27 protein-coding genes are annotated in these 23,873 nt (G+C 67.0%); 17 read left to right on the plus strand and 10 right to left on the minus strand.

The genetic code is table 11. The annotated features are described in order from the left end of the window. Positions 1–76: 76 nt before the first annotated feature. The 3 genes from AC07YH_RS02755 to flbT all read right to left on the minus strand — a co-directional run bounded on the left by AC07YH_RS02755 (position 77) and on the right by flbT (position 1,934). Entirely contained in the window at positions 77–901 is an 825-nt protein-coding gene (locus tag AC07YH_RS02755) for a flagellin (RefSeq protein WP_494745482.1), read from the minus strand. A gap of 285 nt (positions 902–1,186) precedes the next feature. Further along, on the minus strand, positions 1,187–1,549 hold the full coding sequence (gene flaF / locus AC07YH_RS02760) for a flagellar biosynthesis regulator FlaF (protein ID WP_494745483.1): 363 nt from the start codon (positions 1,547–1,549) through the stop codon (positions 1,187–1,189). Further along, the gene (flbT, locus tag AC07YH_RS02765; protein ID WP_494745484.1) at positions 1,509–1,934 is read right to left on the minus strand and encodes a flagellar biosynthesis repressor FlbT; all 426 of its coding nucleotides are present in this window, start codon (positions 1,932–1,934) and stop codon (positions 1,509–1,511) included. The genes flaF and flbT overlap by 41 nt, the downstream gene beginning before the upstream one ends. Positions 1,935–2,132: 198 nt before the next feature. Here flbT and AC07YH_RS02770 point away from each other — a divergent pair, with 198 nt between their 5' ends. From AC07YH_RS02770 to AC07YH_RS02790, 5 genes are all read left to right on the plus strand, one after another. Next, positions 2,133–3,926: a tetratricopeptide repeat protein gene (locus AC07YH_RS02770; protein ID WP_494745485.1), complete on the plus strand. Its 1,794-nt coding sequence runs from the start codon at positions 2,133–2,135 to the stop codon at positions 3,924–3,926. 3 nt (positions 3,927–3,929) lie between these two features. Beyond that, entirely contained in the window at positions 3,930–4,649 is a 720-nt protein-coding gene (locus AC07YH_RS02775) for a cytidylyltransferase domain-containing protein (RefSeq protein WP_494745486.1), read from the plus strand. Next, on the plus strand, positions 4,642–5,220 hold the full coding sequence (gene pseH / locus AC07YH_RS02780) for a UDP-4-amino-4,6-dideoxy-N-acetyl-beta-L-altrosamine N-acetyltransferase (RefSeq protein ID WP_494745487.1): 579 nt from the start codon (positions 4,642–4,644) through the stop codon (positions 5,218–5,220). Before AC07YH_RS02775 ends, pseH begins: the two co-directional genes overlap by 8 nt. Positions 5,221–5,325: 105 nt before the next feature. Next, positions 5,326–6,195, plus strand: coding sequence for an AAA family ATPase (locus tag AC07YH_RS02785; protein WP_494745488.1), 870 nt, complete (start codon positions 5,326–5,328; stop codon positions 6,193–6,195). Positions 6,196–6,302: 107 nt separating this feature from the next. Further along, entirely contained in the window at positions 6,303–7,121 is an 819-nt protein-coding gene (locus AC07YH_RS02790; protein ID WP_494745489.1) for a hypothetical protein, read from the plus strand. A 6-nt stretch (positions 7,122–7,127) separates the two neighbouring features. Here AC07YH_RS02790 and AC07YH_RS02795 read toward each other — a convergent pair whose 3' ends face one another. Next, the gene (locus tag AC07YH_RS02795) at positions 7,128–7,505 is read right to left on the minus strand and encodes a hypothetical protein (RefSeq protein ID WP_494745490.1); all 378 of its coding nucleotides are present in this window, start codon (positions 7,503–7,505) and stop codon (positions 7,128–7,130) included. Between the two features lie 33 nt (positions 7,506–7,538). Further along, a complete protein-coding gene (locus tag AC07YH_RS02800) occupies positions 7,539–8,351 on the minus strand; it encodes a universal stress protein (RefSeq protein ID WP_494745491.1) in 813 nt (270 codons plus the stop codon). Positions 8,352–8,456: 105 nt separating this feature from the next. On the opposite strand from AC07YH_RS02800, the gene AC07YH_RS02805 reads away from it, so the two are divergent. The 4 genes from AC07YH_RS02805 to AC07YH_RS02820 are packed head-to-tail and all read left to right on the plus strand — an operon-like array spanning position 8,457 to position 12,096. Then, positions 8,457–9,101 carry a YfbR-like 5'-deoxynucleotidase gene (locus tag AC07YH_RS02805; protein ID WP_494745492.1) on the plus strand — a complete coding sequence of 215 codons (645 nt, stop codon included), beginning with the start codon at positions 8,457–8,459 and terminating at the stop codon, positions 9,099–9,101. Then, a complete protein-coding gene (locus tag AC07YH_RS02810) occupies positions 9,098–10,078 on the plus strand; it encodes an NUDIX hydrolase (RefSeq protein WP_494745493.1) in 981 nt (326 codons plus the stop codon). The genes AC07YH_RS02805 and AC07YH_RS02810 overlap by 4 nt, the downstream gene beginning before the upstream one ends. A 53-nt stretch (positions 10,079–10,131) precedes the next feature. Further along, positions 10,132–10,494: a hypothetical protein gene (locus tag AC07YH_RS02815; protein ID WP_494745494.1), complete on the plus strand. Its 363-nt coding sequence runs from the start codon at positions 10,132–10,134 to the stop codon at positions 10,492–10,494. Positions 10,495–10,551: 57 nt separating this feature from the next. Next, positions 10,552–12,096 (plus strand): M28 family peptidase, encoded by a 1,545-nt coding sequence (locus tag AC07YH_RS02820; protein WP_494745495.1) that lies wholly within the window; start codon positions 10,552–10,554, stop codon positions 12,094–12,096. Here the strand turns inward: AC07YH_RS02820 and AC07YH_RS02825 are convergent. Together AC07YH_RS02825 and AC07YH_RS02830 are read right to left on the minus strand one after the other, a co-directional pair. Beyond that, complete coding sequence (locus AC07YH_RS02825; protein WP_494745496.1) at positions 12,093–13,001, minus strand: sterol desaturase family protein; 909 nt, start codon at positions 12,999–13,001, stop codon at positions 12,093–12,095. The two genes, AC07YH_RS02820 and AC07YH_RS02825, sit on opposite strands and share 4 nt — an antisense overlap. Further along, positions 13,001–13,384: a hypothetical protein gene (locus tag AC07YH_RS02830; protein ID WP_494745497.1), complete on the minus strand. Its 384-nt coding sequence runs from the start codon at positions 13,382–13,384 to the stop codon at positions 13,001–13,003. Before AC07YH_RS02830 ends, AC07YH_RS02825 begins: the two co-directional genes overlap by 1 nt. 147 nt (positions 13,385–13,531) lie before the next feature. On the opposite strand from AC07YH_RS02830, the gene AC07YH_RS02835 reads away from it, so the two are divergent. Further along, on the plus strand, positions 13,532–14,029 hold the full coding sequence (locus tag AC07YH_RS02835; RefSeq protein WP_494745498.1) for a DUF805 domain-containing protein: 498 nt from the start codon (positions 13,532–13,534) through the stop codon (positions 14,027–14,029). Between the two features lie 72 nt (positions 14,030–14,101). Here AC07YH_RS02835 and AC07YH_RS02840 read toward each other — a convergent pair whose 3' ends face one another. Continuing rightward, the gene (locus AC07YH_RS02840; protein WP_494745499.1) at positions 14,102–14,635 is read right to left on the minus strand and encodes a porin family protein; all 534 of its coding nucleotides are present in this window, start codon (positions 14,633–14,635) and stop codon (positions 14,102–14,104) included. A gap of 237 nt (positions 14,636–14,872) precedes the next feature. Between AC07YH_RS02840 and AC07YH_RS02845 the strand changes: the two genes are divergently transcribed. Next, positions 14,873–15,988, plus strand: a complete 1,116-nt coding sequence (locus tag AC07YH_RS02845) for a beta-ketoacyl-ACP synthase III (protein ID WP_494745500.1) — start codon at positions 14,873–14,875, stop codon at positions 15,986–15,988. Positions 15,989–16,047: 59 nt separating this feature from the next. On the opposite strand, the gene AC07YH_RS02850 is transcribed toward AC07YH_RS02845, so the two are convergent. Continuing rightward, complete coding sequence (locus tag AC07YH_RS02850; protein WP_494745501.1) at positions 16,048–17,223, minus strand: M48 family metallopeptidase; 1,176 nt, start codon at positions 17,221–17,223, stop codon at positions 16,048–16,050. 163 nt (positions 17,224–17,386) lie between these two features. Here AC07YH_RS02850 and tcyJ point away from each other — a divergent pair, with 163 nt between their 5' ends. The 6 genes from tcyJ (at position 17,387) to AC07YH_RS02880 (ending at position 22,868) form a co-directional block, all read left to right on the plus strand. Then, a complete protein-coding gene (tcyJ, locus tag AC07YH_RS02855) occupies positions 17,387–18,175 on the plus strand; it encodes a cystine ABC transporter substrate-binding protein (RefSeq protein ID WP_494745502.1) in 789 nt (262 codons plus the stop codon). Between the two features lie 4 nt (positions 18,176–18,179). After that, positions 18,180–18,839: a cystine ABC transporter permease gene (gene tcyL, locus AC07YH_RS02860; protein ID WP_494745503.1), complete on the plus strand. Its 660-nt coding sequence runs from the start codon at positions 18,180–18,182 to the stop codon at positions 18,837–18,839. Beyond that, the gene (locus AC07YH_RS02865) at positions 18,836–19,576 is read left to right on the plus strand and encodes an amino acid ABC transporter ATP-binding protein (protein ID WP_494745504.1); all 741 of its coding nucleotides are present in this window, start codon (positions 18,836–18,838) and stop codon (positions 19,574–19,576) included. The genes tcyL and AC07YH_RS02865 overlap by 4 nt, the downstream gene beginning before the upstream one ends. 131 nt (positions 19,577–19,707) lie before the next feature. Then, the gene (locus AC07YH_RS02870) at positions 19,708–20,010 is read left to right on the plus strand and encodes a hypothetical protein (protein ID WP_494617066.1); all 303 of its coding nucleotides are present in this window, start codon (positions 19,708–19,710) and stop codon (positions 20,008–20,010) included. Positions 20,011–20,049: 39 nt separating this feature from the next. Continuing rightward, positions 20,050–22,131 carry an ATP-dependent DNA helicase RecG gene (recG, locus tag AC07YH_RS02875; protein WP_494745505.1) on the plus strand — a complete coding sequence of 694 codons (2,082 nt, stop codon included), beginning with the start codon at positions 20,050–20,052 and terminating at the stop codon, positions 22,129–22,131. A gap of 17 nt (positions 22,132–22,148) precedes the next feature. After that, a complete protein-coding gene (locus AC07YH_RS02880; RefSeq protein WP_494745506.1) occupies positions 22,149–22,868 on the plus strand; it encodes a class I SAM-dependent methyltransferase in 720 nt (239 codons plus the stop codon). Here the strand turns inward: AC07YH_RS02880 and AC07YH_RS02885 are convergent. Further along, complete coding sequence (locus AC07YH_RS02885) at positions 22,865–23,809, minus strand: DUF808 domain-containing protein (protein ID WP_494745507.1); 945 nt, start codon at positions 23,807–23,809, stop codon at positions 22,865–22,867. The genes AC07YH_RS02880 and AC07YH_RS02885 overlap by 4 nt on opposite strands. Positions 23,810–23,873 lie beyond the last annotated feature (64 nt).

Here is a 23,873-nt window from a genome sequence, read left to right on the forward strand (position 1 = left end):
GTTGCCGGGCACATAATGCGCACCCAGCAGAAAAGAGGCGCCGGACGGCTTTTGACGGCCGTCCGGCGTATCGGGCTCACCCCTTGAACAGCGACAGGATCGTCTGCGGGCTCTGATTGGCGATCGAGAGCGCTTGGACGCCCAGTTGCTGCTTGGTTTGCAGCGACTGCAGCTTGGCGCTTTCCTTCGCCAGGTCCGCGTCGACGAGGTTGCCCACGCCGGCGTCCAGGCTGTCCTGCAGCTTGCCCACGAAGGTCAGGTGAGTATCCAGACCGGTCGAGGCAGTGCCCAGGGAAGACAGTTTGTTCGTCGCCGTCTGCAACGCGTTGGTCATGACCGTGATCATGTCCTTCGCCGTTGAGGCCGACGTGAAGGTGTTGCTACCGGTCACCAGACCAAGACCCACGAGACCCAGGTTTTGCGCCTGGACCGTGAAGTTGCCCCCGTCCGCATTGGCCAGGAAGCTGATCTGGGCCGTCGAACCGTCTGCCAGGCTGACGCCGTTGAACTTCGCGTTTGCCGCAGCCTTTTCGATTTGGCCACGGAGAGACTCGAAGTCCGACTTCAGCGAGTTGAACGAGGCGGTGTTCAGCGAAGTGTCGGAAGCGGCCAGGGCCTTTTCCTTCATCTTCGAGAGCAGATCGGTGATGGTGTCGCCTGCCGCGAGAGCAACATCGATCGTCGACTGACCGCGTTGGAGCGAATCCTTCACGGCATTCAACGAGCTCGAGCTCGCGCTTTGCATCTTGGCCATCGACCAGATCGCGCCATTGTCCTTGGCGGTTCCAACCTTCTTGCCGGTGTTGATACGGCTCTGGGTGGTGGCGAGCTCCGTGTTGGTTGCGTTCAGGTTTTGGAGCGCGATCATCGCGCTCGGGTTCGTATTGATCGAGTTCAGCATTTGATACCTACCGTTTTGGTGGGATTTATCCGGCGTATTGCCAGGCGGGCGTTTTGCCCTGCGCGTGTCATCGCAAGCGGCGGGCCAACCGAACCGAACTCGGGGCCATACGCTATAGTGCTGATTTTATTGGATTTTGTTTGCCGCTAGGGCCAAAAACGAAACCGCCCGGCGAATGCAGGATTCGCCGGGCGGCAGGTTTTTCCGGAGCTGGTAGGCAAGACCTTCAGTCTTGCGAAAGCCGAAGAATCAGGCGGCGTCGGCGCGCCCGTCTTCAAGAGAACGTCAGGCCGCGTCGGCGCGGCTGGCCAGCCCCTGCATCATCATGCGGTTGATCTCGATCAGGGGCTCGAAGTCCTCCTCCTTGCGCATCACGGCGCTGGAGTGACGACCGACCCACAGGCTCAGCGAAATGATGCCGGCCCGGAGATCCTTGGGCAACTGGTTGTCAGGCAAGGAACAGTCGGTCGCCAAGGCCGACCAGACCTTGCGATTCCAATCCAATGCGTCGATCCGCGTGGAAATGTCGTCCGCCGGGGCCTGCGACGCGTCCATCAAGGCGCGCGTCACCTGACCGAACAGGCGGTACTCCATTTCACGGGGATTCTCAGCCCGCGTCGCCGCCTGCTGATACGCCCGAAGAGACATGCCCCAACCTCTCGTCTTCGTATTCAATCAACTTACGGCTCAACATCAGAGCCTTGTAGTACTCACGCGCCATCACGTGCTTCGAAATGGCGATGCAGTCCTGCAGAACCGCAGGATTGCGTACAACTCCCATGAATTCGTTAAGGCGGCCCGCGAAGTCCTCGAAGAACTTCTCGGCTACGGCCTCATCGAGGTACATCATCATCACCGGAAAATAGATCCGACGCGCGGGCGTCGTGACCTGGTCCGGCTGCATGATGTCCTTCTCGCGGAGGACAGAGGCCTTGTTCTGGAGCACCAGAACCCCGCGCCGATCCCCATTCTGGACCACGGCGCCGTTGAGAACGAATTTTTCGCCGGGCTTCAGCGACAACTTCAAAGGCACTTAAGGCCGCTCCTGGGTTGACGCCGCTTCGCCCGACTCCGTCATGACGACGGGTTGGACGCGAAGCTAGGCGAACATCTGTTAACGCCGTCTTGCCGCAATTCACGCCGCCTTGCGACCTTAAGACGCGGCTTAGGACTCAATTAAACTTAGCCCCTCAAAACATGGTTAATAGCAAAGTCCCAAGATCGGTCCGCCATGTCCAACGAAAGCGTCCTCGAAGCGTCCGCTAGCGCCGCCGGCCAGACCGATATCGGCGCCCTCCCCGTCCAGCCGGGCCAGATCGTCAGGGCCATGGGCGATTCGGCCTCGGCCGACTCCCTGGAGCGGTTGAAGCAGGCGGCGCAGCAACTGAAGAGCACCGAGAACGCCAAGGCTGTTAAGACGGCGATCCTGGCGGTGCATGCGCAGGACTACGCCAAGGCCGAGAAACTGGCCCTGAAGATGCTCAAGAAGGACGATCAGTTCGGCTTGGCGTGGCACATCCTGGCCATCTCGCGCGAGAAACAAGGCGACTTCGGTTCCTCGCTGCGCTGCTACGAGGCCGCGCTGACCCTGCTGACCGACCACGCCTCGGTCGCCGGCGATCTCGGGCGCCTGGCCTTCCGCATGAACATGGTCGACTTCGCGGCCAAGTTCTTCGCGCACTACCGCCTGGCCCGCCCCAACGACATCGAGGCGGCCAACAACTTGGCCTGCGCCCTGCGGGAGCTGAACCGCGAAACCGAAGCCATCGAGGTGCTGAAGGTCGCCCTCGCCATCAATCCCGAGGCCGCCGGCCTCTGGAACACCCTGGGCACGGTGCTCTGCAATCTGGGCGACCCCGGCGGCTCGATCGTCTTCTTCGACGAGGCCCTGCGCCTGATCCCCACGCACAGCAAGGCGCTCCACAACCGCGCCTACGCCAAGTCGGATCTCGGCGATATCGAAGACGCCCTGATCGACTGCGAGGCCGCGATGCGGTCATCCCAGGATGCCGCCGACCTGGTGCTCATGGAATTCGCCCGCGCCACGCTGCTGCTGGCTCTCGGCCGCGTCGCGGAGGGCTGGAAGGCGTACGAGACCCGTTTCTCGCCGGACGTCACCGACGCCCCGATGTTCCACATCCCCGCCACCCGCTGGGCGGGCGAGGACCTCAAGGGCAAGACCTTGATGGTCATCACCGAGCAGGGCCTGGGCGACGAGGTGATGCTCTCCAACATGCTGCCCGACATCCTCGAGATGCTGGGACCGGACGGCAAATTGACCCTGGTGGCCGAGCGCCGCCTGAGGCCGCTGTTCGAGCGCACCTATCCTGGCGTCGAGGTCAGCGCCCACCGGACGATGAAGCACGAAGGTCGCGTCTACCGCACCGCGCCGGAAATCGAGAATTGGGAGCGCTTCGATTGCTGGGCCGTGCTGGGCGATTTCCTGCGCGTCACCCGCAACTCGGTCGAGGCCTTCCCGAAGGACCGCAAGCCCTTCCTGACGCCTGATCCGGAACGGGTCGCCTACTGGAAGGCCGAGCTCGACAAGCTGGGCCCGGGCCTCAAGGTCGGCCTGCTGTGGAAGAGCCTGAGCCTGAAGGGCGACCGGGCCCGCCAGTTCTCGCCGTTCGAGCTGTGGGAACCGGTGCTGAAGACGCCGGGCGTCACGTTCATCAACCTGCAGTACGGCGACTGCGAGGAAGAGCTGGCCCTGGCCAAGGACAAGTTCGGCGTCGAGATCTGGCGGCCGCCGGGCCTGGACCTGAAGATGGACCTGGACGACCTGACCGCCCTGTGCGCCGCGGTCGACCTGATCATCGGCTTCTCCAACGCCACCACCAACCTGGCCGGCGCGGCGGGCGCGCCGCTCTGGATGCTGACCGCCCCGTCGGTGTGGACCAAGCTCGGGACCGACGCCTATCCCTGGTATCCGCAGGCGCGGGTGTTCTCGCCGCCGGAACTGGGCCAATGGGCGCCCGCGATGGCGGAAGTCGCCGAAGCCCTGGCTCAGAAGGTCGCCGGCTAGGCCATGGCCCTCGCCGTCCTGCAAGCCCGGATGTCCTCCACGCGCCTGCCCGGCAAGGTGCTGGCGCCGGTGGCGGGGGCGCCGATGATCCTGCGCCAGATCGAGCGTCTGCGCCGCGCCCGCAGGCTGGAGCGCATCGTGGTGGCGACCTCGATCCGGGCCGACGACGATCCTCTGGCGCAGGCGCTGGCGGCGGCGGGCGTGCCCGTCCATCGCGGCGATCTCGACGATGTGCTGGGCCGTTTCATCGGCACCCTGGACGCCTTTGAGCCAGCGCAGACCGTTGTCCGCCTGACAGCAGACTGCCCGCTGGCCGATCCCGAGGTGATCGACGCGACGATAGCCAAGTTCGAGGCCAGCGGCGCGGACTATGCCTCCAATGTCGCCGAGCCGCGCAGCTTTCCCAAGGGGCTGGACGTCGAGGTGATGACCTCTGCGGCGCTGCGCCGCGCCGCCGCCGAGACGGCCGATCCCTATGATCGCGAGCACGTGACGCCCTATCTCTACCGCAACCCCGACCGCTTCCGCCTGGCCCACCACGCCCAGGCGGCCGACGAGGGCGAGGTGCGCTGGACGGTCGATCGCCCCGACGATCTGGAGTTCGTCCGCGCGGTCTATGACGGGCTCTACGCCGACGATCCGGACTTCACCTCCGAGGCCATCCGCACCTTCGTCCGGGGGCGTCCTGACCTCCTGATGCTGGGAGGCGATCGTCGTGCCTGACGTCGCGCTCCGGCTGGTCGATGAAGGCGATCGCGACCGGCTGCTGGCCTGGCGCAACAGCCCCCAGGTCGCGGCCTTCATGTATTCCGACCACCTGATCGCGCGCGAGGAGCACGATCGCTGGTTCGACGGCCTGGTCGGCCATCCGCGTCGTCGCGACTGGATCGTGCTGCTGGACGGCGCGCCCGTGGGCCTGACCAGCCTGGTCGATATCGACGCCGGTCACGGACGCGGCACGATCGCCCGCTACCTGGCCGAGGAAGCCGCGCGGGGCCTCGGCCTGGGCGCCTTCACCGAGTTCAAGGTCGCCGACCACGCCTTCGGGGTCATGGGCCTGCGCAAGCTGTGGTCCGAGGTGCTGGCGACCAACCAGGCCGCCCTCGCCTCCCACCTCTCCAGCGGCTTCCAGCGCGAGGCCCTCTTCCGCGCCCATGTCGTCAAGCAGGGCCAGCCGACCGACGTCATCGGCCTGGGCCTGCTGGCCGAGGAGTGGCGCGACCATCGGCCACGCGTCCGCGCTCGTCTGGCCGCCAAGGGCTTCGCCGAAGCCGCCCTCGACGCCCCGCTCTGACAGGCTTCTGCCAGGGGCGCTTGCCAAACGCGTAAGCGCCGGTAGTTTGATCAGCTCGTTTTGAACAACTGTTCGAACCGGACTCGATTCCGGGCGGAGATGGGCATGAGCCAGCGCTTCGAAGGCACTTCCGATTACGTGGCCACCGACGACCTGAAGGTCGCGGTCAACGCCGCCGTGGCCCTGGAGCGTCCCCTGCTGATCAAGGGCGAACCCGGCACCGGCAAGACCGTGCTGGCCTACGAGGTCGCCAAGGCTATGGGCGCGCCGCTGATCACCTGGCACATCAAGTCGACGACCAAGGCCCAGCAGGGTCTCTACGAATACGACGCCGTCACCCGCCTGCGCGACAGCCAGCTGGGCGACGAGCGCGTCAAGGACGTCAAGAACTACATCAAGAAGGGCAAGCTCTGGGAGGCGTTCGAGAGCGAGCAGCGCCCGGTGTTGCTGATCGACGAGATCGACAAGGCCGACATCGAGTTCCCCAACGACCTGCTGCAGGAACTCGATCGCAACGAGTTCTACGTCTACGAGACCAACGAGACGATCAAGGCCAAGGTCCGGCCGATCATCATCATCACTTCGAACAACGAGAAGGAGCTGCCGGACGCCTTCCTGCGCCGCTGCTTCTTCCACTATATCCGCTTCCCCGAGGAAGCGACGATGCAGGCCATCGTCGATGTCCACTTCCCGGGCATCAAGCAGAAGCTGGTCTCCGAGGCGCTGCGCATCTTCTACGACATGCGCAAGGTCCCGGGCCTGAAGAAGAAGCCCTCGACGTCCGAGCTGTTGGACTGGCTGAAGCTGCTGCTGGTCGAGGACATCGATGACCAGGTGCTGCGCGAGAAGGACCCGACCAAGCTCATCCCGCCCCTGCACGGCGCCCTGCTCAAGAACGAACAGGACGTGCACCTCTTCGAACGCCTGGCCTTCCTGGCGCGTCGTGAGGGTTCGAGCACGCGTCCCGGCCAATAATACTTGGCCGCGCTTGCCCGCGACCAATTGGCCGTTACCTGGATTTCACTGGACGCGCGCCCGGCGCGCGCCCAACTTCCCGCCAAATCAGGGAAGACCCACAACCCATGCGTCATTCTAAATGGCTGGCCACGGCGCTGATGATCGGAATGGGCGCGACCGCCCTCACCGCTTGCCATCGCACCGAGGCCAACAAGACCGAGCACGCCGAGCGCAAGCTGGGCCGCCGTGAACCGATCCGCGTCATCGCCAATCTGGATTGCCCCGACAAGCAGGGCGAGCTGAAGCTGGTGTCCAAGGCCGCCGATGGCCAGTCCTGCGCCTATGCCTCGAACGAGGCCACGGTCGATCTGCGCCTGATCAAGCTGAACGGCGGCGACGCCGAGGCCGCCCTGGCGCCGATCGAGACCGAGCTGAAAGGCATCATGCCGCTGCCGCCGGCTCCGCCCAAGCCGCCCGAGCACAAGGGCGGCGGCAAGAACCGCACCAGCATCAACCTGCCGGGCGTGAAGATCGACGCCAGCGACAACGGCGCCGACATCCGCATCGGCCACCTGACCATCAACAGCGACGGCGGCGCCGCCGAGGTGAAGGTCAACAAGAACGTCAACTTCAAGGGCGACGACGCCCACGGCTCGGTCAATGTCCAGGCCGAGGACGAGCACGAGGGCGACGTCACCATCAAGGCTGACAATCATGGCGCCGAGATCCGCGCCAAGAAGGGCGGCAACGACTCCGTTCGCTCGACCCTGATCCTGGCCAACGACAAGGCGCCAAAGGGTTATCGCCTGGCCGGCTACGAGGCCCGCGGTCCCAAGGGCGGCCCGCTGGCCGTCGCCGTCGTCAAGGCCAAGACCCGCGACACCGACGACCATGACCTGTTCAAGGACATGAAGGCCCTCGTCCGTCACAACGTGGGGGGCTAGCGCCCCCTACTGCGTGAGCGGTTCGACCTGCATCACCTTGTAGGTCAGCGGCCGCCCGTCCTCGTCTGTAACGGTGACGTATTCGCCCAGCGCGAACCGGTGCTCGCCCAGGCGGTGCAGCGGTTCGTCGTCGGCGACATCCTCGTCGTCATAGTCGAAGAACCAGCGCGCGCCGCGCTTGTTCAGGCGACCATCCACCGCGTCCTCGTCCGGCGCGAAACGGCGCACACTGCATGAGCCCTTCACCTTGGCGTAGGCGCCTTCGTCGATGTGGCCGTCCTCGGTCAGCGGCGCGGTCAGGGCGTAGCCCCGGTGGTCGTCGCCACCGGCGAACTCAGTGCCCGGATTGCGCGCAAGGCGCATGACGATGCGGGACAGAGACATTCGAGGTCTCCCTTCTTCTTGAGTTTCAGCCTGTTAGTGCGACAGGAACAGGGAGGGACCGTCGCTGTTCAGCAGCGTTCGGGTCGTGCCCCCGAAGATGAATTCCTGCAGCCTGGGATGGCCAAACGCGCCGGCCACCAGGAGGTTCGCCCCGGTGTCCTTGGCGGCGCCCAGCAGCAGTCCGGCCGCGTCACCGCTACCGTCCAGCGTCTTCACCGTCGCTTTCACACCGCGCGCGGCCAGGAACTCGATCAGCCGCTCCAACTCGAAGGCCCGCGACGAAGCGGCGGGCGCGCCGGCCACGATCACCGAGCCGGCCTTCTGTAGCAACGGCAAGGCCGTGCGCATGGCGCGGCTGGCTTCCTTGCCGCCGTCCCAGGCCACCAGGGCCACGCCGTCCACTCGGAAGCCCGGACGGGCCACCAGGGTCGGTCGTTGCTCGTCGGCGACCAGTTGCTGGAACGACTCCGCCAACGGCCCCTTGCCGCGCGCCGAGGCGTCGTCGAACACGATGACGTCCGACAGGCGGCCTTCCATGGCCAGACCCGCCCAGACCGGCGAGTCCAGCGTGACCAGCCGTGTGCGCGTATAGCCCGTCTCGGCCGCCAGCTTGCCGCAGGCCCGCGCGCCTTCCTGAGCGGCTTCCTTCAGGCTTTCCAGAGCGGTGACCTGGACACCGCCCATGAATCCCTCGCCCATCCAGGGCATCAGGTCGGCCATGTCGGCCGGGGCGTGGACACAGGCCAGTTCGGCCTGGAACGCGCCCGCCAGGGCCGCGGCGGAGGTGATGACGCCCTTGTCGTTCGGGGTCCCGGCCAGCGGAACCATAATTCTCGCCCAACTCATGATCGAACTCCCTTTCAGGGCATTTCCACAGATGACGGCGACGGCCACATTGATCTTTCTCAATCGATGGGCCAGTCAACCACCTTCACCGTGAGGAACGATCTCGTGGCCAAAGGGCTGCATAGGGGCGCACCGCCCCGCGCGTGGCAAAGAATGCTCTCCGGACGTCGGCTCGACTTGCTCGATCCGTCGCCGATGGACATCGAGATCGAGGACATCGCCCACGGCCTTGCCCGCGTCGCGCGCTGGAATGGCCAGACGGTCGGCGATCACGGCTTCTCGGTCGCTCAGCACAGCATGGTAGTCGAGGAGATCGCCGCGCACATCAAGCCCGACCTGGAGCCGCGCTGGCGCCTGGCCGCGCTGCTGCACGACGCCAGCGAATATGTGATCGGCGACATGATCAGCCCGTTCAAGGCGGCGCTGGGCGTCAGCTACAAGGACTTCGAGGCCAGGCTGGAGGACGCGATCCACATCCGCTTCGGCTTGCCGGTCAAGACTCCTGCCCCGATCAAGAAGCTAATCAAGCAGGCGGACCGCGCCTGCGCCTTCTTCGAGGCCACCCAACTGGCGGGCTTCGAGCATGCCGAGTCACTGCAGATTTTCGGCGCGCCGCCGGCCGGCTACGACCTGAAGATCATCCCGCAGCCGCCGTTCGAGGCCCAGGCCCGCTACGTCCAGCGCTTCCACGTGCTGTCGAAGGCGGCGGGTTTCGAGTCGTCCCCCAGCGCTGCGTTCGAGACGGAATGAGCGCTTCCGTCGTCATCGGCCTGTCGGCGGTTGTCGTCGCGATCCGCGACGGCGAGGCCGTCGTGCTGACCGTGCGACCACACGATGCGATCACCGACATCGCCTCGCCCCTTTCCGGCTTGCCGTTCGGCCCGTTCGATCCCGAGGCGCACCGCACCTTCGAGCTGGGCCTGCGGGCGTTCGTGGCCGAGCAGACCCGGTTCCAGCTAGGCTATGTCGAGCAGCTCTACACCTTCGGCGACAAGGGCCGCGACGCACCGCGCGCCGAGGTCGGGGCTGGCGCGGCGCGCGTGGTCTCGGTCGGCTATCTGGGCCTGACGCCCAAGGCCGTCGACACCGACGCCCCCGACACCGCCTGGGCGCCGTGGACGCGGTTCTTCCCCTGGGAGGACTGGCGCGCCGGTCGCCCTGCTCTCCTCGACGAGGCCATCGCCCCGGCCCTCACGCGCTGGGCCGGCGACGACTCGGCCAAGTGGTCGCGCGCGCGCCTGGCCTTCGCCCTGGACGGCGCGCCGTGGAACGAGGAACGGGTGCTGGAGCGCTACGAGCTGCTCTACGAAGCCGGCCTAGCCCCAGAGGCCGCCCGTGACCGCGACCGCGCCGACGGGCATGACCCGGCCGAACCCGAGGCCCTGTCGGCGGCGCTGGGCGAGCCGATGATCTCCGACCACCGGCGGATCCTGGCCACGGGCCTGTCGCGCCTGCGCGGCAAGATCAAGTACCGCCCGGTGGTGTTCGAGCTGACGCCCGAGGAGTTCACCCTCTCGACCTTGCAGCGCACGGTCGAGGCCATCGCCGGCGTCCAGCTGCACAAGCAGAACTTCCGCCGCGTGGTCGAGCGCGAGGAACTGGTCGAGGGCCTGGGCCGCCTGGACGCCGAGACCGGCGGCCGCCCGGCCGAGCTGTTCCGCTTCCGCCGCGAGATGCTGGCCACGCGCCAGGCCACCGGGCTTTCGCTGCCACTCCTGCGGGATTGAACGTAGAGGGAAATCCCGCCTAAGCTCGCCTCAAGATGGCGAACAAGAAACTCATGATGATCGCGGGTGGCGTCGCCGCCCTCGTGCTGGCCGCCGTGGGCGTGGGCCTCAGCGTCTACGTCCTGCGCGACGCGGGCGCCGAGGAGAGCGGTCAGGCCCATGACGATCCTCTGCAGATCGCTGGCGCCAAGATCGCCCTGGAGAGCCACTTCCCCGACGCCCAGCTGAATTTCGGCGAGCAGTTCGTGCATTGGGACGGCGACATGCCCTCGGTCTGCGGCCATGTCGACATCGTCGAGCAGCAGGATTCGTTCGACGGCGAGGAGCGCTATGTCTTCTCGCAAGGCGCCCTGGTCGTCGAGGAGGTCGACGGCACCGACGTCGTGAACCAGAAGTGGTCCGACGTCTGCCAGTGAGGTTGCGGATCGCGCGGCGGGCGTCGATGGTGGCGCTGTCCTGAGGGGGAGCGTCGCGTGTCCAAGAACCTGTACCTGATCGCCAGCGCCACGGCGGCGCTGCTGGCCGCCGCCAGCGCAGGGGCTGAACCCCGCACCGCCGGCATCAAGGACGCCGACACCCGCGAATGGTGGAAGATCACCGAGGCCCTGAGCTCGGACGCCATGGAGGGCCGCGACATCGGCTCGCCGGGCCATGATCGCGCCAACCAGTGGGTCGCCGCCCGCCTGAAGACCGCGGGCCTGAAGCCGGCAGGCGACAACGGGACCTTCTTCCAGAGCTTCCCTGTGCACGAGTCGAAGGTCGAGAGCGCCGAGGTCTCGGTGGTCCGCGACGGCGCCAGCACGCCGCTGAAGTTCCTGCACCAATATACCGTCCGCGCGGCCGACGATCTGCCGGCCAGCCTGGACGCGCCGCTGATGTTCGGCGGCTATTGCCGGCCCGAGGATCTTGTCGCCGCCAAGGGCAAGGCGGTGATCTGCTTCGACACCCGACGCACGGGCATGACCAGCTCGGCCCAGCGCATCGCGGCGGTCCAGGCCGCTGGCGGCGTGGCGATCATCCAGGTGGCCGATCCCTACTTCACCATCGAGCCGGCGCGTTGGCCGTTCGCCTATGCCCGCTCGGTCAATATCGCCGACGCCCCGCCGCCCAAGACCGGCGGCCTCGTGGCCATGTCGCTGCACGCCGACGCCCTGGCGCTGCTGATCGCCGGCTCGGGCCAGGACGCGGCGTCCCTGCTGAAGGCCGGCGGGACCAAGGCCCCGCTGGCGGCGTTCGACGCGCCGGGTCGGCTGAAGGCGACGTTCAAGGCCTCGACCCGCGACTACAAGGCCACCAACGTCCTGGCGTTGCTTCCGGGCTCGGACCCGAAACTGGCGGCCGAGCACCTGGTGCTGTCGGCCCACCTGGACGGCTATGGGCCGGGAGAACCGGTCAAGGGCGACGGGCTCTACAACGGGACCCTGGACGACGCGGCCTATGTCGGCCTGCTGATCCGCTTCGCCGAGAACCATAAGGGCAAGCCGCTGAAGCGCAGCGTGCTGCTGGCCTCGTTCACCGGCGAGGAAAAGGGCTTGCTGGGCGCCAAGTGGTTCACCCGCCATCCCACCGTGGCCAAGAGCAGCATCGTGGCCAACATCAATCTCGACCAACTGCGGCCGCTGTTCCCGCTGAAGCTGATGACGGTGATGGGGATGGCCGAGAGCGACCTGGGCGCGACCGCCCACGATGTCGCCGCCGCGCAAGGCATCCGCGTCCAGGCAGATCCCGAACCCGAACGCCGCCTGCTCAGCCGCGCCGATAGCTGGGAGTTCATCCAGATCGGCGTGCCGGCCGTGGGCTTCGTGTTCGGCTACGAGCCCGGAACCGAGGCCGAGCGCCGCTATCGCGAATGGTACGAGGTCCGCTACCACCGGCCCCAGGACGACATCAACCAGCCGATGGACTTCGAGGCGGCGCGCGACTTCAACCGGTTCTTCTACACGCTGTCCGAGACGGTCGCGAACGCGCCGGAGCGGCCGCGCTGGAACCCGGCCAGCGCCTACGCACCCAAGCCCTAGGAGCCGCCCTTCTCCGCCTCCACCCGCGCGCGCCATTTGGCCTTCAGCGTGTGGGAGGTGTCGCGCGAACCGTCATGGCTCCAGCCCGGCGGGCCGAAGATGTAGCCCAGGGCGTGACGCGGCGAGGCGGCCACGTCCTTGGCGATGCCGATCCACTCGTGGAACACGTTGTGGAAGAGGTTGAAGCTGCCCAGGTTCTTGACCGTGCCATAGCGGCAGGGCTCCTCGTCGACCTCGGGGATGAAGGTGCCGAACAGCCGGTCCCAGATGATCAGGATGCCGGCGTAGTTGGCGTCCAGGTAGCGGGCGTTGCGGGCGTGGTGCACGCGGTGATGCGACGGCGTGTTGAACACCGCCTCGAACCAGCGCGGCATGCGCTTGATCGCCTCGGTGTGGATCCAGAACTGGTAGACGAGGCTGACGCCCTTCTGGATCGCCACCATGGCCGGCGGGAAGCCCAGGAACGACAACGGCAGCCACAGCAGCCAGGTGCCCGCGACGCCGCCGGTCCAGGTCTGACGCAGGGCGGTCGACAGGTTGTAGTGGGTCGAGGTGTGGTGGTTGACGTGGCTGGCCCACCAGACGCGGCGCTCATGCGCCAGGCGGTGGAACCAATAGTAGGTCAGGTCCTCCAGCAGGAAGACGGCGATCCAGGCCCAGACGGCGGTCATCGGGATCGTGAAGATGCGGTGATGCCAGACCCACACCGTCACGGCGAAGATCACCCCGCCCAGCAGCAGGCCGGCGATGGTGCTGCCGAAACCCATCGACAGCGACATGGCGGTGTCGCGGGTCTCGTAATTGGCCTTGGCCTTGCCGAAGCGGCCGATCAGGATTTCCAGGATGATGGCCAGCACGAAGAACGGGATGGCCATCTGGACGGGATCGAACGGGGCTTTCAGCATCAGGCGAGCTCTTTCGGCGGCCAGGCGTCGTCGTTGACGGCGAACACGGGACGGGCGTCGGACAGTTTCAGGGCCAGCCGGCCATTGGTCGGCTTCAAGGCGGCGACCGCGCTCCATGGCAGGTCGCGGGCGACATAGCTGTCGCCGCGCCGGTAGAGCACCAGGGCCAGCGCGCCTTCGCGGGCGATGATCCCCGCGCCATCGGCGGTGACCCAGACAGCGTCTGGTGTGTGATCCGGAAATTCGATCGCGAGCAGTGCGCGGGCGGTCGCCGGATCGAGCGGCGGGGTCGCTCTCGCCACCCCCATCCACGCCGCGAACGCCACAAGCAGAGCCACGGCGGCCACCGAGCCGCCCAACTGAATCAACAGCGTCTTGTCCAAGACCGACGCATCCCCCCGTAACTTATTGCTGTTCAGATTGCTGAACACGGGCCTGTCGTCAAGCGCCGCCGCTTTACGGTGGAGTACTCGCCTGCTTACTGTGCCGGAGGTTGAAGCGCGTCGTCGCGCCTGTGAGGGGAACTCCGCATGTCGTTGATGTTCGCGCCGTTGCGCAAATACGCCCAGTTCGAAGGCCGTGCGCGCCGCTCGGAGTACTGGCTGTTCTCGCTGTTCATTTTCCTGTCGGGCATCCCGGCCGGCATCCTGTTCTTGGTGGCGGGACTTGCCGGCGCAAGCGTGGGCTCGAGCAATTCCGACTCGGCCAATGCCGGCGCCGCTGGCTTCACCCTGCTGATCGTCCTGGCTCTGGGCGCGTTCTACCTGGCCATGTTCCTGCCGAGCCTGGCCGTCAGCGTTCGCCGCCTGCACGACAGCGACAAGTCCGGCTGGTTCCTGCTGCTGAGCCTGATCCCGTTCGGCGGCTTCGTGGTCTTCATCTTCACCGTGCTGGACGGCACGCCCGGCCCGAACCGCTACGGCGAGGATCCCAAGGGCCGCGCTGGCCCGCCCGGAACCGGTCCGGTGGTCCACAACCACTATTACGGGACGGAGCCGCCCAAGCCCGCGGCCAGCATCGTCGAGTAACCTCGACCTCTGAAACGACGAACGGCGCGCCCCGCGAGAGGCGCGCCGTTTTTCATGTCCGGAAGGCCGAACCTAGAACTTGCGGACGTAACCCACGGCCACAGTGTTCGAGCTCAGATCGCTCTTGGTGTATTCGGACTTCGTCCAGTCGGCGCGGATGCCGTTCTTGTCGTCGAACTTGTACTGGGCGCCGACGCCGTAGTTCCAGCTGTCATGGCTGCCGTCGAAGTTCGTGGCGGCCGGATTGTTGGTCTTGAACTTGGTCGTGCCGTAGCCGGCGCGGGCCAACAGGTCGATATTGGGGGTCACCGGCAGATAGCCAACGGCGTAGCCCGCGACCTGGTGCTCCATCTTCACGGTGGCCGGACCGCCCGGCGTGTAGACCTTGTCGCCATCGACGCCGCCAGCCGCCTCGGCCTCGACACCGAAATTAGGCGTAAGCTTGGCGCCGACGCGTCCTTGAATAGCGCCGGTGTCAGCGCCGCGCGTCCGAGTTTGACCATAGTTCAGCGAACCATAGACCTCGGTCGAATTCTGAGCCTGTGCGAACATCGGGATCGCGAGAACCGAACCGGCGATCAGGGTGGCGGTGATGAGAGTCTTCATTCTTGTACTCCAATTCTACTCGTAGTCTTCAGCTCCCACAGCCAGCTTGTGCTAGGCGGATAACGCGGCGGCCATGCGGCGGTTCACGGTCGCGTTCGAGACCATTCCGTGTCGTTGCCCAAAAGCCGCAGTGATGACGGCCGCGCCATCCGTGCTATCTACGAGTCAAACAAGCGTCAGAACGCGGCCCCGTCGCCATCCAGGACGAGGGCCGCGCGTATCATCGGGACCGCCGTCTTGCCGCAAGCCGTCATCGCCGCCACGGGGCTGTACACCCCGCCCTTCTCCATTTCGAACGCCGAGCTGGTCGAGGCCTTCAACACCTTCGTCGAGCGCTTCAACGCCGCCAACGCCGAGGCCATCGCGGCCGGCGACGTGGTCGCCCTGGCCCCGTCCTCGCCCGAATTCATCGAGAAGGCTTCCGGCATCAAGTCGCGCTTCGTGATGAACAAGGACGGCATCATCGATCCCGACCTGATGCGTCCGGTGCTGCCGGAGCGCGGCAATGACGAGCTGTCGATCCTGGCCGAGATGGCGGTCGAGGCCGCCAAGCAGGCGATCGCGCGCTGGGGCAAGCCGGTCAGCGAGATCGGCGCGGTGATCTGCGCCGCCTCGAACATGCAGCGCCCCTACCCGGCCATGGCCATCGAGATCCAGCAGGCCCTGGGCATCGAGGGCTTCGCCTTCGACATGAACGTGGCGTGCTCGTCGGCCACCTTCGGCATCAAGACCGCCGCCGACTTCGTGACGACCGGCAGCGCCAAGGCGGTGCTGATGGTCAATCCGGAGATCTGCTCGGGCCACCTGAACTTCAAGGACCGCGACAGCCACTTCATCTTCGGCGACGTGGCCACGGCCGTGATCGTCGAGGACGCGTCGCAGGCCTCGGGTGGCTGGGAGATCCTGGGCACGCGCCTGAAGACCCAGTTCTCCAACAACATCCGCAACAACTTCGGCTTCCTCAACCGCGCCGCCCCGGAAGGCGAAGGCGCGCGCGACAAGCTGTTCGTGCAGGAAGGCCGCAAGGTGTTCCGCGAGGTGGTGCCGATGGTCAGCGAGATGATTGTCGAACACGCCAGCGACCTGGGCATCGACCCGACAGGGCTAAAGCGCCTGTGGCTGCACCAGGCCAACATCAACATGAACGAGATGATCGGCCGCAAGGTGCTAGGCCGCGATCCGGCTCCGGGCGAGAACGTCATCATCCTGGACGAGTACGCCAACACCAGCTCGGCCGGCTCGATCATTGCCTTCCACACCGCCAATGACGACTTCGCGGCGGGCGAGACGGGCCTGATCTGCAGCTTCGGCGCAGGCTACTCGGCCGGCACGGTGTTCGTGCGGAAGCGTTGATCTAACACCCAAGCGAAAGCCGGCCCCGCGCCCGAAAGCGCGGGGCTTTTTCGTGCGCCCTACTTCGGATGCGTCGCCTTCCAGTCCATGGCGCGGCGGACGCGGACGCTGACCGCCGGGTGGTCGTAGAACAGCACCTCTTCCAGCTTCGACGGCGTGGCGGCGCGGTACTCGATCGTCTTGACGAGGGCCTTGGCCAGGCCGTCCGGCTCGTTGAAGTTCACCAGGCTGTAGCGGTCGGCGTCGCTCTCGACCTCGCGGACCAGGGTGTTGGTGATCGGCCCGCCGATGAGGCCCAGCACCGCCAGAATCACCGCCAGCACCGGCAGGCCGGCCGGATCGGCGATGCCCGTCACGCCCTTGGCGTTCAGCGCTTGCGCGAACCACGGGAACGTCCTGTCGACGATGAAGAAGGCGGCGACCGCCAGGACAGCGAAGATGCCGGTGATCCACAGGCTGTGCTGGTGGGCGTAGTGGCCCATCTCGTGACCGACGACGCCGCGCACCTCGGCGATGTCGGCGCCCTTCTTGAACATCACGTCGCTCATCGCCACGCGGGCCGAACCGCCCAGGCCCGAGACGTTGGCGGTATAGGCGTTGGACTGTTTGGAGCCGTTGTAGACGAAGATCTTGTCGCTCGGGATGCCGACCGACTTGGCCATGGCCACAACCTCGTCACGCACCGGTCCGGCCGGCGCGGGCGTGTACTTGTTGAACAGCGGCTCGATGAAGACCGGCGCGATCAGCATGCTGAAGACGATGAAGCCTGCCGTCAGGCCACCGGCCCACAGCCACCACAGGCGGCGCGCGCGGCGGATCAGCAGGTACAGCAGCGCCAGGAACAGCGAGGTGAACACCAGCGAGATCGCCGCGCCCATCAGGTTCTCGGTCAGCCAGCCGCCGAACGCCTGGCTGGTCAGGCCGTACTGCTTCTGCCGCCACCAGTTCGAATAGACCGCCCACGGCAGGCCCAGCACCCAGCTGATCGCCGTGAACACCGCGGCGACCAGGAAGCTGGCCAGGAACGGCCGGCCCTTCTTGCGCTCGACGCCCTGTTCCACCTTGGTCAGCACGCCCGAGCGGATGACGATCCACGAGATCAGCACCGAGACGATGAAGCCCCACAACAGCAGCCAGTGGCCACCTTGCGTGTAATGCTGCGCCTTGACGTGCGCTTCGGGCGGCAGCTGCGCCAGATAGGCGGCCGTGGCGGCCGCCGGATCGAATTGAGCCATGAGATCTCCCCTCCCAAGGATGAACCGAGCAGCAGGCCCCGAGTCCGCCCCGCCGTCAGCTTAATTCGCGGTCAGGTCGAGCCAGCTTCGCCATGTTCGGGCTGGCGAACCGCGTCCGCCCGTATAGAACTGCGACAGATTGTTTCGCCCAAAGGTTCGTCCGATGCGATTCCCTGCCCGCCGCGCCGTTCTTTCCGGCCTCGGCCTTGCCGCCCTGCTCGCCGCCTGCGGCAAGAAGCCGGAAGCCGGTACGAACGCCTGGGACAGGATCAAGGCGTCCGGGGCCCTGCGCGTGGGCCTGGAGGGCACCTATCCGCCCTTCAACTTCCAGGACAAGAGCGGCCAGTTGGCCGGCTTCGAGGTCGATTTCGCCAAGGCCCTGGCCGCCCAGCTGGGCCTTAAGCCGCAGTTCAGCCCCGCCCCGTTCGCGGGCCTGCTGGGCGCGCTGGAATCGGGCCGCGTCGATGTCGTGATCAACCAGATCACCATCACGCCCGAGCGCCAGGCCAAGTACGACTTCTCCGAGCCCTACACGGTCTCAGGCATCCAGATCATCAAGCTGAAGGCCACGCCGGGCCTGGAAAAGCCCGAGGACCTGGCCGGCAAGAAGGTCGGTGTGGGCCTGGGCACCAACTACGAGCAATGGGCGCGGGCCAACGTGCCCAAGGCCGACATCCGCACCTATGACGACGATCCGACCAAGTACCAGGACCTGCGCGCCGGCCGCATCGACGCGGTGCTGAACGACCGCCTCGTCGCCGCCGACTTCGTCAAGAGCTCGCCGGAGTTCGTCGCATCCGGCATGCCGTTCGCGGCCCAGGGCTCGGGCGTGGCCATGAAGAAAGATCCGGGCCTGAAGGTCGTCATCGACCAGGCCATCGACGCCCTGCGCGCCAGCGGCAAGCTGACGGCGATCTCGCAGCAGTGGTTCGCCATGGACGTGACGCACTAGGACCATGGACACCGGCCTGGATCTGCTGCGCCAGTCCGCGCCCCTGCTGCTGAAGGGCGCCGGCTATACCGTTCTGCTCAGCGTCATCGGCATGGGCATCGGCGTCGTGCTGGGCTTTGGCCTGGCCTTGATGCGCCTGTCGCGCTCGCCGCTGCTGCGCTGGCCGGCGGCGGTCTATGTCTCGGCGTTCCGGGGCACGCCGCTCTTGGTGCAGCTGTTCCTGATCTATTACGGCCTGCCGCAGTTCGGGATCGAGATGCCCGCCCTGGCCGCCGCCGGCATCGGCTTTTCGTTGAACGTCGCCGCCTATTCCTGCGAGATCCTGCGCAGCGCCATCGACGCCGTCGACAAGGGCCAGTGGGAGGCCGCCAGCGTGCTGGGCATGAGCCGGGGCCAGACCCTGCGTCGGGTGATCCTGCCGCAAGCCGCCCGCACCGCCGTGGCGCCGTTGTCCAACAGCTTCATCGGCCTCGTGAAGGACACCTCCCTGGCCGCCACGATCCAGGTGCCGGAGCTGTTCCGCCAGGCCCAGTTGATCACCGCCCGGACCTACGAGATCTTCACGATGTACCTGGCCGCGGCAGCCATCTACTGGATCCTGTCCACCGTGCTCGCCGCCGTGCAGAGCCGCCTCGAACGCCGTGCTTCGGAGGGCCGCCGATGAGCGCGATCGACGCCAAGGGCCTGAAGAAAAGCTTCGGCGACACATCCGTCCTGGCCGGCGTCGACCTGACCGTCTCGCCGGGCGAGGTCGTGGCCATCATTGGCCCCAGCGGCTCGGGCAAGAGCACCCTGCTCCGCTGCCTGGCCGGCCTGGAGCTGCTGAACGGCGGCGACCTGACCATCGCGGGGGTCACCAGCGGCGGCAAGGTCCCGCTGGCCAAGGCCCTGGACGGTCGTGTCGGCTTCGTCTTCCAGAGCTTCAACCTGTTCCCGCACAAGACGGCGCTGGAGAACGTGATCGAGGGCCCGGTGGTCGTCCGCAAGGAAGACCCCGCCAAGGCCCGCGCGCGCGGCTTGGCTTTGCTGGAGAAGGTCGGCCTCGGTGGCCGCGCCGACGCCTATCCCGCCGCGCTGTCGGGCGGTCAGCAGCAGCGCTGCGCCATCGCCCGGGCGCTGGCCATGGACCCCGAAGTGATTCTGTTCGACGAGCCGACCTCGGCCCTCGACCCCGAACTGGTCGGCGAGGTGCTGGCCGTGATCCGCGACCTGGCGGCTGAAAAACGCACCATGGTGATCGTCACCCACCAGATGGATTTCGCACGAGACGTCGCTGACCGGACGATTTTCATGGACGGCGGCGTCATCGTGGAGCAAGGACCGTCACGTCAGTTGCTTGCCTCCCCGCGCGAAGAGCGGACCCGCAAGTTCCTGGCCAGGTCGGGTGTTCTCCAGCCATAATTTGGCCCACGGGACGCTTCACGTCCTGCTAGCGCGTCAGGCGAATTGCGTAGGCGGCCTCGCTGCTCAGGCGCGCGTTTAACGATTGAATCCAAAGCCCTACGCCGGGTGGCTTTTATGGCGAGGACAGCGTGAAGCCTTATATCGAACTCAAGGGCGCCTCGGGCGCCGTCTATCGCTACAAGCTGGCCGAGAACGGCGACCCGGCGACCACGATCGCCGGCAACTACGTCTATGTCGACGCCAAGGGCGCGGTGGTTTTCGCCGGTGAGGCCAACAACCTGATCGACGCCAAGGCCCGCTGGTCGGAAGCCTATTCGCGCCACGGCGCGACCTGGCTCTACACGCGCCTGAACGTCTCGGGCGCCTCGCGCGCGGACGAGTACGCCGACATCGTGGTGGCCCTCACCCCGATCATGAATCAGGCCGACTAAGGCTGCGACCGGGCGCGGAGGCGGTTAAGCTCGCGCCAAATGCGCCCGGAGATTCTCTTCCCCCTGTTCAGCTCGGTGTCCACGCTCAAGGGCGTGGGCCCGCGCGTTGCGCCGCTGGTCGAAAAACTGGCTGGCCCGATCGTGCGCGACGTGCTGTTCACCGCGCCGGCCGGCCTGATCCGTCGGTCGGTGACCACGGTCGACCAGGCCGTCGAGGGCCAGGTCCAGACGTTCGTCGTCACCATCGACCAGCACCAGCAGCCGGGCCGCCTGGGCCAGCCCTGGAAGATCCGCGCCTGGGACGGCACGGGCTTTCTGACCCTGATCTGGTTCAAGGGCCACGGCCCGCACCTGGAGCGCCAGCATCCCAAGGGCGCCCAACGCGCCGTCAGCGGCAAGGTCGAACGGCCGGACGGCTACGCCTCCGAACTGCAGATCGCCCATCCGGACTACATCGTCGACGCCGAACGGGTCGGCGACATCCCCGAGATCGAGACCGTCTATCCGGCGACTCACGGCCTGCCCTCGCGCACCTTCCGCAAGTTCGCCCTGGAGGCTCTGGATCGCGCGCCCGAGCTGCAGGAATGGCAGGACCCCGCCTGGCAAGAGCGCGAGAAACTCCCAGGCTGGCGCGAGGCCTTTACCGCCCTACACGCCCCCGCCAGCGAGGCTGACCTTTCTCCCCTGGCCCGTCCCCGCCGGCGCCTGGCCTATGACGAACTGCTGGCTCACCAGCTGGCCCTGGCCCAGCGCAAGGCCTCGCGCCGCGCGACGCCGGGTCCGCGCATCCCGTCCAGTCCGCTGTCGGACGCGGCCGAGAAGGCCCTGCCCTTCAAGCTGACCGGCGCCCAGATCCGCAGCCTCTCGGAGATTCGCGGCGACCTGGCCTCGGGCGAACGGATGAGCCGGCTGCTGCAAGGCGACGTCGGCTCGGGCAAGACGGTGGTGGCCATGCTGGCCATGGCCGACGCCGCCAATGCCGGTTTGCAGTCGGCCCTCATGGCCCCCACCGAAATCCTGGCCCGCCAGCACTTCGAGACCATCGCCGCGCCGCTGCAGGCGCTGGGCCTGTCGGTGGTGCTGCTGACCGGCCGTGACAAGGGCGCCGGCCGCTCGGCCAAGCTGCTGGGCCTGGCGGACGGAACCCACCACGTCGCCGTCGGCACCCACGCGCTGTTCCAGGACGATGTCGTCTTCAACGCCCTCGCGCTGACGATCATCGACGAACAGCACCGCTTCGGCGTCAACGAGCGCCGACGCCTGCAAGACAAGGGCGAAGGCGTCCACCTGCTGGCCATGTCGGCCACGCCGATCCCGCGCACCCTGGAGCTGACCGTCTTCGGCGACCTTGACGTCTCGCGCATCGACGAGAAGCCGCCGGGCCGCACGCCGGTCGCCACCCGCGCCGCGCCGACCCCGCGCGTGCCCGAGATCGTCGAGCGCCTGCGCAGCGCCATCACCAGCGGCGCCCAGGCCTTCTGGATCTGCCCGCTGGTCTCGGAGTCCGACAAGATCGACCTGCGCGCCGCCGAGGATCGCGCCGCGGACCTCGCCAAGCACCTGCCCGGCGTCGGCCTGGTCCACGGCCAGATGCCACCGGCCGAGAAGGACGCGGTCATGCAGCGCTTCGTCGATGGCGAGGTCAGCGTGCTGGTCGCCACGACGGTGGTCGAGGTCGGGGTCAATGTCCCCAACGCCAGCATCATGGTCATCGAGCACGCCGACCGCTTCGGCCTGGCCCAGCTGCACCAACTGCGCGGCCGTGTCGGCCGAGGCACGCGCGAGAGCTCCTGCGTACTGCTCTACGACCCGCCGCTGTCGGAAGTGGCCCAGCAGCGCCTCGACATCCTGCGCCGCAGCGACGATGGCTTCGAGATCGCCGAGAAGGACCTTGAGCTGCGCGGCGGCGGCGACCCGCTTGGCCTCAAGCAGAGCGGCTTCCCGGCCTATCGCCTGGCCGATCCCGTCGCGCACCGCGACCTGATCGCGGTGGCGGCCGACGACGCCAGGCTGATCCTGGCCCGCGACCCGCAGCTGACCTCGCCGCGCGGCCAGGCCCTGCGGACGATGCAGGAACTCTTCGACTGGAAACCGGCCTCGCCGCTCAACGAGGCGGGCTGACAAGGAGCACCATGGCGATGGCGGATATCTATGACCCGGCCTTCGTCAAAGGCGTCTTCGACCGCTGCTCGGGCAAGTACATCACCTTCAGCGCGATATGCTCGTTCGGCTTCACCGAGCGCTGGCGCAAGCAATGCGTCGCCGCCCTGCCCGACACGCTGACGGCCAGCCAAACCGGCTATGACCTTATGGCCGGCACCGGCGAGGTCTGGCCGCACCTGTTACGCCGCTTTCCGAACCTGGCGTCGATCACCGCCGTCGACATCTCGTCGGGCATGCACCAGCGGGCCCTGGAACGCCTGCACCATCATCGCGCCCATCGGATCGCCTTCGTCGAGGACGATATCCTGGCCAGCGCCCTGCCGGACGCCAGCGCGGACTTCGTCGTCTCGACCTTCGGCCTGAAGACCTTCAATGCCGAGCAGCACGCCAAGCTGGCCAGGCTGATCGCCCGCAGCCTGCGCCCTGGCGGCGTGTTCTCGCTGATCGAGGCGTCGGATCCCAAGGGCTGGATCCTGCGCCCGCTCTACCTTTTCCACCTGAAGGTCGTGCTGCCGCTGATCGAGCGCCTGTTCCTGGCCGGCGCCCAGGACTTCACGATGATCGGGACGTACAGCACCAATTTCGGCGACGCCTCGGCCTTCGGCGACATGCTGCGCGCCGAAGGCCTGGAGGTCGAATTCAAGCGCTGCTTCTTCGGCTGCGCGACGCTGGTGGCGGGCCGCAAGCCTCGCTAGTGCGCCGCCGCGCCCTTGCGGTGATGCCAGAGGTGCATGAGGCCGGCCAGGACACCGCCGATCACCAGGCCGACCACGGCCGAGCCCAGGGCGAAAGCGAACCAGCCGGTCAGGGCGCCGACGCCCGGCGCCTGCTCGGCCCAGCGCTTGAAGCCCTCGACCCAGGTCGGGATCGGCGTCAGGTGGAAGTGCTCCAGGCCGTGGACGATGATGCCGCCGCCGACCCACAACATGGCCGCGGTGCCGATCACGGTCAGGGCCTCCATGGTCACCGGCATGGCCTTGACCAGGCCGCGGCCGAAGCTCTGCACGCCCTTGGCGTCGCGGCGCGACAGGTTCAGGCCGATGTCGTCCATCTTCACGATCAGCGCCACGGCGCCATAGACCACGACGGTCAGCAGGATGCCGACGATGGCCAAGGCTGCCGCCTGCATGCCCAGGTTCAGATGCGCGACCTCCGCCAGGGCGATGGCCATGATCTCGCCGGACAGGATCAGGTCGGTGCGGATCGCGCCGTCGACCTTCTGCTTCTCAAGCTCGGGGCCGCTGAGCGCCAACTCCTCGATCGCCTCGCCCTCGGCGTGAGGCGTGAAGGCCTCCAGGATTTTTTCGGTGGCCTCGAAGGCCAGATAGGCCCCGCCGACCATCAGGATCGGCGTCACGGCCCACGGCGCGAAGGCCGACAGCAGCAAGGCGCCGGGCAGCAGGAACAGCAGCTTGTTGCGCAAGCTGCCCATGGCGATCTTCCAGACGATCGGCAGCTCGCGGTCGGGCGTGAAGCCCATGGCGTAGCCCGGCGTCACCGCCGCGTCATCGACCACCACGCCCACGGCCTTGGTCCCGGCCTTGCCGGCGGCCGCGCCCACGTCGTCCAGCGAAGCGGCGGCGAGCTTGGTGATGGCCGCGACGTCATCGAGCAGCGCGGCGAGACCGGAGGGCATGGCAAGTCCTGGCGTTGGTTGAGGCTCCACGCCTAAGGCGCGCCGGGCTCGCCGTAAAGATGCG

It is taken from the genome of Caulobacter sp. GW456-12-1-14-TSB4, assembly GCF_059424195.1.